Origin of the sequence: Amycolatopsis mediterranei, from assembly GCF_026017845.1 — a bacterium.
Taxonomy (GTDB): Bacteria; Actinomycetota; Actinomycetes; order Mycobacteriales; family Pseudonocardiaceae; genus Amycolatopsis; species Amycolatopsis mediterranei.
The window spans coordinates 1,655,443-1,668,020 of sequence record NZ_CP100416.1 but is presented as its reverse complement, the minus strand read 5'-3'; the positions used below and the strand labels follow the sequence as shown (position 1 = coordinate 1,668,020).

Here is a 12,578-nt window from a genome sequence, read left to right as displayed (position 1 = left end):
TCCCCTCGACGGGCTTTCGCTCATTGGACGCGGGAGCGAGCCGGTTCGAAGTGAACGGCGGGTGAATGAACGGTCTCAGGTCACCGGGAACCAGGTCCCGGACGCCCATTCCGTGTCGCCCCAGGCTTTCCGCTCGTCGGCGCGTGGATCGAGCACCAGATCGGTGTCTTCCCGGAAAACCAGCACCGGGCGCAGTTCCGGGCCGTAGGGTGGCCATTCGGGACCGTCCGCGTCGGCGACGCCGTCGCGGATGAACCGCACCCAGGCGCGGTGGACGAGCAGCGCCGCCCGCTCGCGCGCCGGGTTCACGGCGGTCCCCTGCGCGGCCAAGGGCAGCGGGACCTTCCACGCCATCGTGGTTTCGGTGCCGTGGCCGCCGTCGAGCTGCTCGGGCACGCCGGGCGCGGCGATGTCGATCCGGTACCGGTAAACGGGAGCGTGCGCGGACTGCGCGTCGGCGAGCCGCTGCGTCGGAATGCCGTAGCGCTCGTCGCCCAGCGCGGCGATCCGAGCGGCCTTCAGGTCGGGAACGCGCCGAAGGTACGTCTCGAGAAGCTGTGACGCCCCTGCGTCGCCGAGGATGTTCGTGAGCACACCGGAAGCCGGCGCCGTGGCGACGTCGTCGCCGAGCATCATCGCGTACGTGCTGCCTTCGTTGCTGTTGCAGCCGACCAGCAGCGGGATCCCCGCCGCGCTCCCCCGCCGGATCGGCCCGATCGGCACCTCGGGCAGCACGCGCGGGTGCAGCGTCGGCCGCCAGAGCCACAGCGCCTGGAAGCCGCTCAGGATCCGTTCTTGCGCTTCGACGAACTCCTTGGCCGGCAGCGACCGCAAGGCGGCGAGGTCCTGGCAGCCGACCTCGTCCAGCAGCCGCCGCGCCAGCGCGGTCCCGGCCTCCGGCGTCGCCACGTGGTCCGCGCCGCCGGAACTGCTGATGGCCTGGTCGAACAACCCCGCGCCCAGCGGGCTGCCCAGCAGGTTCCCGACGCTCTTCGCGCCCGCCGAGACGCCGTAGACGGTGATCCGCTCTGGGTCCCCGCCGAACGCGGAGACGTTGCGGCGCACCCACTTCAAGGCCTCGACCTGGTCGAGGAACCCGCAGACCCCGGCGTCCACTTCGGACTCGCCGAAGATCCCGGCGAGGTGCAGGAAGCCGAGCGAGCCGAGCCGGTAGTTGATGGTGACCACGACGATCCCGGCGCGCGCGAACTCCTCGCCGTCGCCCAGCTGCTCGCCGTGGCCGACGCGGTAGCCGCCGCCGTGCAGCCAGAACAGCACCGGCCACCCGCCCTCGGGCGCGGGTCCCTCCGGCGTGCAGACGTTGAGGTACAGGCAGTCCTCGTCGCACACGGCGGCCGGGTTCATCGGGTCCGGCGACTGCATCGCGTGCGGCCCGTACTCGGTCGCCACGTGCACGCCGCCGGACAGCGACGGCGGCTGCGGGGCCTTCCACCGCAGCTCACCGACCGGCGGACGGGCGTACGGGATCCCGCGCCAGACGCGGACGCCGTCGCCCGCCTGCCCGACCAGCGCCCCGAGTTCGGTCGTGACCGTCGGGACGGAAGCCATCAGAGCGAGGCCTGCTCGACCGTCGGCAGGCAGACCTCGAACCGGGTGTTCCCCGGCTCGGATTCGACGCGCAGGTCGCCCTGGTGCCGTTCGACGACGATCTTCCACGAGATGTCCAGGCCCAGCCCGGTGCCCTCGCCGACCGGCTTGGTCGTGAAGAACGGCTCGAAGATCCGCGGCTTGATGTCCGCGGGGATGCCCGGGCCGGTGTCGCCGATTTCGACGCGGATCTGGTCGTCGACGCGCCACGTCCGCAGCCTCAGCGTGCCCTCGCCCTTCATCGCGCCGAGGGCGTTGTCGATGATGTTCGTCCAGACCTGGTTCAGCTCGGCCGGGTACGCCGGGATCTTCGGCAGGCTGCGGTCGTACTCCTTGACGACGCGGATGCCGCCGCCGATCTTGCCCGACAGCATCACGAGCGTGGAGTCGAGGCCGTCGTGGACGTCGACCCACTGGTGCGGCGCCCGGTCCATCTGCGAGTACTGCTTGGCCTTGCCGACCAGCGCGGAGATCCGGGTCGTGGAGTCCTCGATCTCGCCCATCAGCATCTCGGTTTCGAGCGCGTAGGCGAGCCAGCGAACGGCGCCGTCGATGAAGGTGTCGCCCACCTGCTCCAGGACGTTGTCCAGGTCGGCGGTGGTCAGCCCGGCGCGGACGTAGATGTCGGCGAGGTCCCAGCCGCCGTCGATGCCGCGGTCGTCGAACCAGTCGCCGATCTCGTCCTCGCGGTCGGACTGCTGCATCGCCGTCAGCTTCTCGGCCTGCACGACCTGCTTGACCAGGCGTTCCTGGACGTCGATGAGCTGGTAGAGCAGCTCCGGGTCGATGTCCTTCTTGGCCAGGAAGGCGAGCTTGTGCCGCATCCCGGCGACGCGTTCGCGCAGGGCGGACGTCGCCCGGACGGCGGCCGCGGCCGGGTTGTTCAGCTCGTGCGTCAGGCCGGCCGAGAGCTCGCCGAGCGCCAGCAGGCGACGGCGGGAGCCGATCACCGTGTCGCTGTTGCGCCAGCCGAGGTACATGCCTTCCAGCAGGTGCGTCGCCATCGGGAACCACCTGCGGAACTCGGTGGAGAACTCCTTCGACGGCAGCGCCAGCAGCGTCAGGTCGCTCAGCGCCTGCACCGAAGCGCCGTAGCGGTGCTCGGCGTCCTGGTGCACGAAGAACTGCGTCGCGCCGAAGTAGGCGCCGCGCTGGTCGGACCGGTTGGTCTCGACTTCGGTGCCGCTGACCAGCCGCGTCATCCGGACGGCGCCGTTCAGGATCACGTAGAAGCAGGTCGCCTCGTCGCCCTCGCGGATGACGAACGTGTCGCCTTCGTACTCCTCGATCACGCCGTTGGCGGCGACCCAGTCGAGCTGGGCTTCGGAAAGGTGTTCGAACAGGAAGAGGCCGCGAAGCTCTTCCCGCGGCAGTGCGCTCATTGTTCCTCCAGGTACCGGTGTACCAGCGTCACGGCCATCGCGCCCTCGCCGACCGCGGAGGCCACCCGCTTGACCGACTGCGACCGCACGTCACCGGCCACGAACACGCCCGGGATCGACGACTCGAGGTAGTGCGGATCACGGTCGAGCGGCCAGCCCGCCGGCCGCTGCCCGGCGCTCAGCAGGTCCGGCCCGGTGCACACGAACCCGTGCTCGTCGCGGTGGATGGCGTCGCCGAGCCAGTCGGTGCGCGGGGCGGCGCCGATGAAGATGAACAGGTGCCCGGTGTCGACCGTCTCGGTGACGCCGTTCTCGCACAGCGTGAGCCGCTCGAGGTGGCCGTCGCCGTGCACCTCCTTGACGGTGGTGTGCGTGCGGACGTGGATGTTCTCGATCCCGGCGATCTGCTCGATCAGGTAGTGCGACATCGAGGACTCCAGCGACGCACCGCGCACCAGGATCGTGACGTCGCTGGCGTGGCGGGAGAAGAACACCGCGGCCTGCCCGGCGGAGTTGGCGCCGCCGACGATGTAGACGTGCTCGCCCTTGCACTCGGGCGCCTCGGTCGCGGCCGAGCCGTAGTAGACGCCGCGGCCGCTCAGCTCCTCGATGCCGTCGGCCTCCAGGGCGCGGTAGTTGACGCCGCTGGCCAGGATCACCGAGTGCGCCGCGATCTCACTGCCGTCACCGAAGGTGATCACCCGCTGCGAACCGCGGGCCTGGAGACCGACGACGTCGCGGGCGGTCAGCACCTCGGCGCCGAACTTCTGGGCCTGGCGCCGGGCGCGGTCGGTCAGCTGCGCGCCGGAGACGCCGTCGGGGAAGCCGAGGTAGTTCTCGATGCGCGAGCTGGTGCCGGCCTGGCCGCCGGTGGCCTTCTTCTCGACGAGCACCGTGCGCAGGCCTTCGGAGGCGCCGTACACCGCGGCACCGAGGCCGGCCGGGCCGCCGCCGATGACGACGAGGTCGTAGAACTCCTGCGCCGGCCGGGTCGACAACCCGACCGCGTCGGCGATCTCGCTGCCGGTCGGGTTCTTGAGGACGGTGCCGTCCGGCGTGACGACCACCGGGATGTCCTTGTCGGTCGCCTCGGCGGCCTGCAGGATCCGGCCGCCCTCGTCGTCGTCGACCGAGTACCAGCGGTACGGGACGGCGTTGCGCGCGAGGAAGTCGCGCAGGTGGAACGAGGGCGAGTTGTAGCGGTGGCCGATGAGCTTGACCTCTTCGACCGGCTTGTCGCCGACCGCTTTCCAGGTCTCGACCAGCGCGTCGATCACCGGGTAGAGCTTCTCCTCCGGCGGGTCCCACGGCTTGAGCAGGTAGTGGTCGACGTCGACGACGTTGATCGCCTGGATCGCGGCGTCGGTGTCGGCGTAGGCGGTCAGCAGGGCGCGGCGGGCGTGCGGGAACAGGTCCATCGCCTTCTCGAGGAAGGCGATCCCGTCCATCTGCGGCATCCGGTAGTCGGCGAGGATCGCCGCGACGGCGTCGCCGCGCAGCTTGATCTCGCGCAGCGCGTCGAGGGCGTCCGGGCCGGAGTCGGCGCGGATGACGCGGTAGTCCTTCCCGTAGCGCCGGCGCAGGTCACGGGCGACCGAGCGGGACACGGCGGGATCGTCGTCGACGGTCATCAGGATCGGCTGGCTCACGAGATGCAGCCTACGGCGCTTCTCACGCCGTTGGGAAAGACCGCCGTTTCGGCACCTGGACCCGCTCCAGGTCCTGCGCCACGACGATCTCGCCGTCGAACTCGCCCTTCGCCTCTTCCAGGAAGCGCGCCGGATCGGGGTAGCGCTGCGAGAAGTGCGTCAGGACGAGCTGCCGGACGCCGGACTCGGCGGCGACGCGGGCGGCCTGCTGCGCGGTGAGGTGGCCGAAGTCTTTCGCCAGGGAGGTGTCCTCGGCCAGGAACGTCGACTCGATCACGAGCATGTCGGCGTTTTCGCTGAGGGCGTACACCGCGTCGCACAGCCGGGTGTCCATCACGAACGCGAACCGCTGACCGTGCCTCGGCGTGCTGACGTCCTCGATCGTGGTGGTCCCCAGGCGCCCTTCGCGCTGCAGCCGGCCGACGTCCGGGCCCGCGATGCCGTGCTCGCGCAGCCGCTCGGGGAGCATGGTGCGGCCGTCGGGCTCGGTCAGCCGGTAGCCGAACGCCTCGACGGGATGGCTGAGGCGCCTGGCCTCGAGGGTGAGCTTGCCGGTCGCGATCGGGCCGTCCTCGGCGATCGGGTGTTCCCGCAGGTCGGCCTGCTCGTAGAAGGCCGTCGCGTGCCGCATGCGTTCGAAGTAGTGCGCGCCGGACGCCGGGAAGTGGGCGTCGACCGGGTGGGCGACCTTGTCCAGCGACAGCCGCTGGATCACCCCCGACAGGCCGAGGCTGTGGTCGCCGTGGAAGTGCGTGACGCAGATCCGCGTGATGTCCGTGGCGGCCACGCCGGCCCGCAGCATCTGCCGCTGGGTGCCTTCGCCGGGGTCGAAGAGGATGCCCTCGCCGTCCCAGCGCAGGAGGTAGCCGTTCTGGTTGCGGTGGCGCGTGGGCACCTGGCTCGCGGTGCCCAGCACCACCAGTTCGCGGGTCGACACCCCCGCACGTTACTCAGTTTTGCGCGTCTGCTGTTCCCAGCTTGCGCAGCCGGAAGGCCAGCACCAGCAGCACGATGCCGTAGATGAGGGCGTAGATGCCGACGAGCAGCGCGATGCCGAACGCGCCGGCGATCGGGTTGATCACGATGAGGATGCCCGCGATCAGCGAGATCGCGCCGGCCAGGATGAGGAAGGCCTCGCCCTGGATCTGCTTGCGCAGCCGGATCGCCGCGGCGACCTCGGCGATGCCGGTGATGATCGCCCAGAAGCCGACCAGCAGGGCCAGCAGCAGGACGGTGATGCCGGGCCAGACCAGGACGAGGATCCCGGCGACGATGCCGAGCGCACCGAGGACACCGTAGGCCACCCGGTGCCCGGTGTCGCCCGGGCGGAACGCCTGCATCAGACCGCCGATGCCGTCGACGATCGCGTACACGCCGTACAGGATCGCCAGGACGAGCACGGTGGCGCCGGGCCAGATCAGCGCGAAGAGCCCGAAGAGCACGGCGAACACACCGCGGACGGCCACCAGCGGCCAGGCTTTGCGGGGTTCGACGACGGTGAACGCTGCGAAGGAGGTCATCTGCCGCTCCCGGATCGAGGGATTCAGCTTTGGGAGCACTCAGTATCGCGTGGATTACCCCGTCCGGCTCCCGGAACACCCCGTTCGGGCGTATCCACAAAGGACCGGCGTGCGCCGCGGCCGCCACCACGGCGCACGCCGGTGCTCAGGGGTAACTCACCAGGTTGACGGCCTTGGTCCCGGACGGCGTCACCGGACCGGTGTTGTTGATCACGTGCGTGATCGTGCCCTGGTAGTTGAGGGAGACGGTGACCATGTCGTGGAACCGGACACCCGGCGTGTTCGGCGCCTCGTACGCGTGCGCGCTGGCGACCGACGGGTTGGTGCTGAAGTAGCAGTAGCTGCCCAGCCCCCACGCCTCGTGACTGGTGACGTTCGGGCCGACCTTGTAGGCGGAGAAGCCCGGCGTCGAGCCGTTCATCCAGCTCGCCTGGTCCGGCACGTCGTAGGGCATCTCGTTCTGGAAGAAGTACGTCCGGCCGCCGTTGCCGTTCCAGACCACCTGCGTCTTCTGGTAGTGCTCGACGAAGAGGCCGTACATCGTGACGTCGTTGCCGTTGACGACGAGCCCGGTGTCGGCGGTGTTGGTGCTCCAGCCGACGTATTCGTTGCGCTCGGCGTGGTCGGCGCGCCAGATCCACATGTGGTCGCCGATCACGTTGCTGCTGTTGACGACCAGGCTGGTGGCCGCCTTGCCGACGGCGGCGCCGCCGATCCGGAAGAAGACGTCGTGCAGCGACGTCGGGTTCGCCGCGTGGTTCGCGGCCGAGCCTGCCGGGCCGACCTGCATGAGCGTGGCCGAGCTGGTCGTGCCGGCGTCGATGAGCAGGCCGGCGACCTTGACGCCGTCGACGTCGTCGACGGTCATCGCGGTGAGGCCGTTGTCCGGGGTCAGCGTGGCGATGCCGAGGCCGAGCACGACGGTGTCCGGACGGGTGACGCGCAGCGTCTGGTTCAGGTGGTAGACACCGGGCGTGACCAGCAGGTTCTTGCCCGCGGCGAGCGCGGCGTTCAGGTCGGCGGCGGTGGCGCCGGGCTTGGCGATGTAGAACCGGTCGATCGGGATCGACGTGCCCGGGGCGGTGCCGTTCGCCCAGGTCGTGCCGGCCGCGTTGGTCTTCACACTCGGGACGAACACCTGGTAGTTCCCGGCGCTGTCGAGGTAGAGGAAGGGCTTTTCGCGCACGACCGGCGTCTGGCCGACGGTCGTGTAGGGCGGCGCCGGGAAGGTGTTGGCGGGCGCGCCCTGGACCCCGGCGAAGACCATGTTCCAGTTCGAGCCGTTCCAGCTGCCGAACTGCGAGTTGCGGGAGATCCACTGCTGCTGCGAGCCGGAGCGGACCTGGCCGTCGATCTTCGTGTCGGAGATCCAGCCGCCGCTGGCCCAGCCGCCGTCGTCGAGCTGCAGGTCACCGCGGACGTGCATGCGGCGGTAGGGCGCGGCCTGGCTGACGGCCCAGCGGTCGGCGCCCCCGTTCGGGTTCACGGACAGGTTCTCGGCGCCGCGCCAGAAGTTCTGGGTGGCGTTCTGCGGCGGGAACCAGTCGGCCTCGACGTGCACGGCGCCGTTGATCGTGACGGCGTCGGGGCTCAGGCCGAGGCCCAGTACCTGCGTGTAGAAGCCGACGTTGACGTCGTTGGCGTAGGTGCCGGGCTTGAACATGACGGCGTAGCGCTGGCTGCCGAACTGGTTGCGTTCCTGCTGGGCGAAGATGCTGTCGAGCCGGCTTTGGATGGCCGAGCTCGGCATCGACGGGTCGAAGATCACGACGTTCGGCCCGAAGTCCGGCTGGCCCGGCTGGCTCGTGTTCACGGGGGTCAGCATGAAGGACTGGGCGGCGGTGCCGTTGCAGGTGTACTGCTGGAGCTGCACATCGGCGGTGGAGGCGCCGGGGACGTCGAGGCACTTCCCACTGTTGCGGCTGACGAAGTGGTACCGGTTGCCGCCTTCGTCGACGGCCTGCCACTGCTGGTTGGCGCCGCCTCCGTAGGTCCAGAGCTGGAGCAGGCCACCATCGGCGGTCGAGACGTTCGTGACGTCCCAGGCGGCGGCCGGGTTGGTGCGGGCGTTGATCCGGAAGTAGCCGTCCCCGGTGGACTGGAACTGCCACTGCTGCGAGGCGGTCTGGTTGCAGGTGTACTGCTGGACAACGGTCCCATCGGCTGTCCCGGCGCCCCGGGCATCAACGCACTTCCCACTGTTCCCGGCGGCAACGGTGTACCACCCGTCCGGGGCAACAGCGGCTTCAGCTCTTGTCGTCGTCATGCTTCCGACCAGAACCGACGCTGCCGCGAGCAGCGCCATCACCCGCCGTCTCGTCATCGAAGCCTCCTCTGCCGCGTGCGCGGCGTCATCGAGAGGTGTGCCCGGTTTGAAGACGCGGCGTAACGGGCGGGGACCTCGGCGTCACAACCGCGCAAAATGTAACGGCGGCCACAGTCGGAGGTCAATACATGACTAAAAATAAGGTGTGAAGATGCTGGTGAGCGGGGTGTCGATCGCTTGACGACGTTGCCGGGACCCCCGCGTGGAGGGGGTCTGGGCGGGGTGTAATGTGTGGGCATACGAGATGCGGAGTTCACCTTCGCCTCGGGGCTATGGCGCAGCTGGTAGCGCACCTCACTGGCAGTGAGGGGGTCAGGGGTTCGAGTCCCCTTAGCTCCACAGTGACGAAACACCGCCCACCGGATTTGAAGATCCAGGTAGGGCGGTTTTTTCGTTGTACCGGATCTTGAGTTTCGTCAAGAAGAAGTTCAGCTACCGGCGGGTAGCTGGGGCAAAACTGGGGCACCGCGCCGACGGCGGCGAAATGGGGTCACGAAAAGTGCCCCAGCAGCGTCCCTCGGACAGGTGGACGCCAGAGGTTCTTTGGGCGCACCTTCATGCCATCGGCGGCAGCTCAGCTCCCTCGCCGAATCTCGTCACGAAGCGGTTCGCCGCGCATCACCGCAGTCCTGTCTCCTCCGATGCGGCTGGACGGAGTTAGCAGCGACCACGATCCGTCGCTCACTGCGAGGCAGCCATGCAGACCGACGATGAAGCCCTGCGGCGATCCGCCCCGGTGGCGCTCGAACTACCGCCCGCCGACTCCTCCACCGATGAAGCAGGCCGGCTGCTCCACACGCCGGCAGCCGCGGCTGAGCGGCTGACCGTCGGCGAGTCCTGGCTCCGCCGCAAAGCCGGCCAGCGTCTCATCCCGTGCACCTTCGTCGGCAAGCACCTGCGCTTCACCGAAGACGACCTCCGCGCGATCATCGCCGCAGGCCACCGCGGACCGAGCAACCGTGACCAGACCGGTCGCCCCGGACGCCGACGCCGCACCAGTCACTGAAACCCGTTCCGGTACCACGACGAGGTTCTTCGCCGAACACGCTTCCCCTCTGTCGCCTATGGAGCGGTCCTGGACACGCACCACCACGCGACCCCCTCACCACAGCACAGGAGTTCACCGTGCCCTGGACCGAACCCGCCGGCGACGACACCTGGCGAGTCCGCTACCGCCGCACCGACGGCACCAAAGGCGCCATCTCCGGCTTCCCCACCGCCACCGCCGCCGACGACCACATCAGCACCATGCTCCACGAACAACGTACCGGGACCTGGATCGACCCCGAAGACGGCCGCACCACCATCGCCCAATTCGCCCCCGCCTGGCTCGACTCCCTCGACATCGACCAACGCACCGAAGAGAACTACCGCAGCTTCCTCAAAATCCACATCCTCCCCCGCTGGGGCACCACCACCTTCTCCGAACTCACCAACCTCGGCATCCGCACCTGGGAGAAGAAGCTGCGTGCCTCTGGGCTGGCCAAGACCACGGTCGACAGCATCATCAAATGCTTCTCACTCCTGCTCTCCGACGCCGTACCGGAGAAGCTGATCGCCGCAAACCCCCTCGTCGCCCGCCGCCGCCGCGCCCAGCGCACCCCGTGCAAGATCTGGGGCGAACCCGCCGAAGTCCTCCACGTCGCCGACCAAGTCGCCCTCAAGTACGGACCCTGCGGTGCAGTCCTCATCGTCACTGGCGGCTGGACCGGAGCCCGCTGGGGCGAACTCACCGGCCTCGACCGCGACAACGTCCACCTCTACGACGACGACACCGGCTCCATCTACCTCGACCCCGACATCGGCGCGCTCCACGAGCCTTGCAGCGGCCCGCTCTACCTCAGCCACCTCAAAACCGACGAGTCCGAACGAACCATCAGCCTGCCCCCGTTCCTCGTCCGCCTCCTGCGCTGGCACATGACCACCCACAACCACCGCCAGGTCTTCGTCACCCCCAACCTCGAATGGCACCGACGCAGCAACTTCTCCCGCCGAGCCTTCCGCCCCGCCGCCGACGGCAACCACCACATCCCCAACCCCGCCATCCGCCTCCAACCCGCCAAGCCCGGCCTCACCTTCCACGGCCTACGACACAGCCACAAAACCTGGATGATCGACGACGGCTGGTCAGCCGCCGCAGTCTCGACCTGCCGCGACAAGCTCCTGCCCGCTGAGCTGCCCGGCCTTCTGCAGGCGCTTTTCGAGGACCGTTTCCCGCTCGCTCCCCTGGCACTCGCCGCTTGAGGCCCACCGCGCCTGCGTGGACTCATCGCTGGCCAGGTCGGCGCATGGCGATCCAGGCACGGAACGACTGCGCTACCGGACCGTCCGGCAGTGGAGCCGTCTTCACCGGCAGTTGCCCGCTAGTCCACAAAGGACGAGTCAGAGCAGGCCCTGCCCGCGCGCGTTGGCGATGAGCTGGGCTCGGTTGCGGGCGGCGAGTTTCTGCATCACGGTCCACAGGTAAGTCTTGACGGTGTTGATCGACAGGTTCAGCTCGGTGCCGATCTCGGGGTTGGTGTGCCCGGCCGCGACGAGCCGCAGGACGTCGTACTCGCGGGCGGTGACCGGTGCGGTCGACGAGGCGGGCGTGCCGGTTCGGAAGGCGCCGGTGCGGACGACGCTGCGGATCGCATCACGGATGGCAATGGCGCCGGCATGTTTGACCAGGATGCCGCAGGCGCCGGCGGCCAGGGTCGGTGCCACGGCGACGTGTTCCGGGAACGCGGTGAACAAGAGGATGCGGCTGTCCGGGCTGACCCGGTGCAGTGCGGGCACGACGTCGGCGGCGAGGCAGTCGGGCAGCCGCAGGTCGAGCAGCACGACGTCGGGGTGTTCCGCGGCGCAGACGGTCACCGCCTCCGCGCCGGTGCCCGCGTGGCCGACGACGACCATGTCCGGGTACCGCTGCAGCTGGGCCGCGACGCCGTCGTGGACGACCGGGTGGTCGTCCACGATCACGATCCGGGTCCGCTCACGAGTCAGCACGGCAACCGGGCCCGCCAGATCGTGCCACCGTCCGGATCGGACACGACACGGACCGAACCGCCCAGCCGGCCAAGCGCTTCGGCGCTGCTGGTGAGACCGAGACCCGGCGTGTAGTCCGGGCCGAGTCCCACGCCGTCGTCGTGCACGGCAACGGTGAGCCAGGGATTGCTGTGCTGCACCGACACGGTGACGGCGCTGGCGTGGGCGTGTTTTTCAACGTTCAGCAGGGCTTCGCGGACCGCGGTGAGGAGTGTGTCCGATCGGGACGGTGCGAGTTCGGGCGGGTCTTCGTCGAGGATGACGAGCTCGGCGGGAAGGCCGGTGCGGTCGGCGAAGGCCTCGCAGTCGGCGCGCAAGGCGACCCCGAGCGCGAGCGCGGCCGGCGAGGAGCGCAGCGTGCGCAGCGACTCGCGCAGCGCCGTGGTCGCGTCCACGGCCTGCCGCCGGAGCCCCTCGAGACGAGCACGCAGTTCCGGATCGGCCTGGGTGGACTCGGCGAGATCGGCCATGCCCGAGCCGATGGCGAACAGCAACGCACCGACGCTGTCGTGCAGATCGGCCGCCATCCGCCGGCGCTCCTCGTGAACCGCGATCTCCCGGCTCAGCCGCGCGCGTTCGGCGAGCGAGATCGCCAGCGCGGCCTGGGCCGCGATCGCCGAGGCGTGTTCGATCTCGCGGTCGCCGAACGTTCCGTCCTCCCGCGGGCCGATCGCGAGAACCCCGAGCGTCTCCCCGTCGCGCAGCAGCGGGACAGCCAGCACGCGCCGCACGTTTTCGGTGGCGATGTGGCGATCGAAGTCGTGGGTGATTTCCTGGCTGCCGAAGTAGTCGTCGACCCACTCCGCGCGCCCGGCCCGGAACACCTTGCCGGTCAGCCCCGTGCTGGGCGGCACCCGGAGGGCGCGGAGCACGCCGGTCCGGTCGCCGGTGACCTGGTCGAGCGTCAGCACGCCGTCCGCGTCCGGACGGGCCGTCCACGCGACTTCCGAACCGTCGGCGAGCAATGCCAGGGCGCGACGCAACGCCTCGCCACGGTCGAGCGCCGCGAGCAAGTTCGCGTACTGCTCCTCCAGCTCGAGGAGCGAGTGCACCCGCATGTCCACAT

General features: G+C 69.5%; 10 protein-coding genes and 1 tRNA gene. 3 read left to right on the top strand and 8 right to left on the bottom strand.

Annotated elements, in window-relative coordinates; translation table 11 throughout:
• Positions 1 to 75: 75 nt before the first annotated feature.
• The 6 genes from ISP_RS07980 to ISP_RS07955 form a co-directional block, all read right to left on the bottom strand.
• Positions 76 to 1,569 carry a carboxylesterase/lipase family protein gene (locus ISP_RS07980; protein ID WP_013223373.1) on the bottom strand — a complete coding sequence of 498 codons (1,494 nt, stop codon included), beginning with the start codon at positions 1,567 to 1,569 and terminating at the stop codon, positions 76 to 78.
• Positions 1,569 to 2,990, bottom strand: coding sequence for an ATP-binding protein (locus ISP_RS07975; protein WP_013223372.1), 1,422 nt, complete (start codon positions 2,988 to 2,990; stop codon positions 1,569 to 1,571). The genes ISP_RS07980 and ISP_RS07975 overlap by 1 nt, the downstream gene beginning before the upstream one ends.
• A complete protein-coding gene (locus tag ISP_RS07970) occupies positions 2,987 to 4,639 on the bottom strand; it encodes a response regulator (RefSeq protein ID WP_013223371.1) in 1,653 nt (550 codons plus the stop codon). Before ISP_RS07970 ends, ISP_RS07975 begins: the two co-directional genes overlap by 4 nt.
• Before the next feature lie 22 nt (positions 4,640 to 4,661).
• Positions 4,662 to 5,576 (bottom strand): ribonuclease Z, encoded by a 915-nt coding sequence (locus tag ISP_RS07965; protein WP_013223370.1) that lies wholly within the window; start codon positions 5,574 to 5,576, stop codon positions 4,662 to 4,664.
• Between the two features lie 13 nt (positions 5,577 to 5,589).
• Positions 5,590 to 6,159 carry an HdeD family acid-resistance protein gene (locus tag ISP_RS07960; protein ID WP_013223369.1) on the bottom strand — a complete coding sequence of 190 codons (570 nt, stop codon included), beginning with the start codon at positions 6,157 to 6,159 and terminating at the stop codon, positions 5,590 to 5,592.
• Between the two features lie 145 nt (positions 6,160 to 6,304).
• The gene (locus ISP_RS07955; RefSeq protein ID WP_176742222.1) at positions 6,305 to 8,482 is read right to left on the bottom strand and encodes an RICIN domain-containing protein; all 2,178 of its coding nucleotides are present in this window, start codon (positions 8,480 to 8,482) and stop codon (positions 6,305 to 6,307) included.
• A 269-nt stretch (positions 8,483 to 8,751) separates the two neighbouring features.
• Between ISP_RS07955 and ISP_RS07950 the strand changes: the two genes are divergently transcribed.
• The 3 genes from ISP_RS07950 (at position 8,752) to ISP_RS07940 (ending at position 10,729) form a co-directional block, all read left to right on the top strand.
• A tRNA-Ala gene (locus ISP_RS07950) sits at positions 8,752 to 8,824 on the top strand.
• Between the two features lie 358 nt (positions 8,825 to 9,182).
• Complete coding sequence (locus ISP_RS07945; RefSeq protein ID WP_013223367.1) at positions 9,183 to 9,491, top strand: helix-turn-helix domain-containing protein; 309 nt, start codon at positions 9,183 to 9,185, stop codon at positions 9,489 to 9,491.
• 119 nt (positions 9,492 to 9,610) lie between these two features.
• Positions 9,611 to 10,729 carry a tyrosine-type recombinase/integrase gene (locus tag ISP_RS07940; protein WP_013223366.1) on the top strand — a complete coding sequence of 373 codons (1,119 nt, stop codon included), beginning with the start codon at positions 9,611 to 9,613 and terminating at the stop codon, positions 10,727 to 10,729.
• Between the two features lie 138 nt (positions 10,730 to 10,867).
• On the opposite strand, the gene ISP_RS07935 is transcribed toward ISP_RS07940, so the two are convergent.
• Both ISP_RS07935 and ISP_RS07930 read right to left on the bottom strand, forming a co-directional pair.
• On the bottom strand, positions 10,868 to 11,446 hold the full coding sequence (locus ISP_RS07935) for a response regulator transcription factor (RefSeq protein ID WP_230468736.1): 579 nt from the start codon (positions 11,444 to 11,446) through the stop codon (positions 10,868 to 10,870).
• 20 nt (positions 11,447 to 11,466) lie between these two features.
• A complete protein-coding gene (locus tag ISP_RS07930) occupies positions 11,467 to 12,570 on the bottom strand; it encodes a GAF domain-containing sensor histidine kinase (RefSeq protein ID WP_230468735.1) in 1,104 nt (367 codons plus the stop codon).
• Between the last annotated feature and the right edge of the window lie 8 nt (positions 12,571 to 12,578).

What these genes read in the sequence shown, in the direction of transcription:
- ISP_RS07980 (WP_013223373.1), bottom strand. Translation starts at nt 1,569, where the DNA reads ATGGCTTCCGTCCCGACGGTCACGACCGAACTCGGGGCGCTGGTCGGG.
- ISP_RS07975 (WP_013223372.1), bottom strand. Translation starts at nt 2,990, where the DNA reads ATGAGCGCACTGCCGCGGGAAGAGCTTCGCGGCCTCTTCCTGTTCGAA.
- ISP_RS07960 (WP_013223369.1), bottom strand. Translation starts at nt 6,159, where the DNA reads ATGACCTCCTTCGCAGCGTTCACCGTCGTCGAACCCCGCAAAGCCTGG.
- ISP_RS07955 (WP_176742222.1), bottom strand. Translation starts at nt 8,482, where the DNA reads ATGACGAGACGGCGGGTGATGGCGCTGCTCGCGGCAGCGTCGGTTCTG.
- ISP_RS07945 (WP_013223367.1), top strand. Translation starts at nt 9,183, where the DNA reads ATGCAGACCGACGATGAAGCCCTGCGGCGATCCGCCCCGGTGGCGCTC.
- ISP_RS07930 (WP_230468735.1), bottom strand. Translation starts at nt 12,570, where the DNA reads ATGCGGGTGCACTCGCTCCTCGAGCTGGAGGAGCAGTACGCGAACTTG.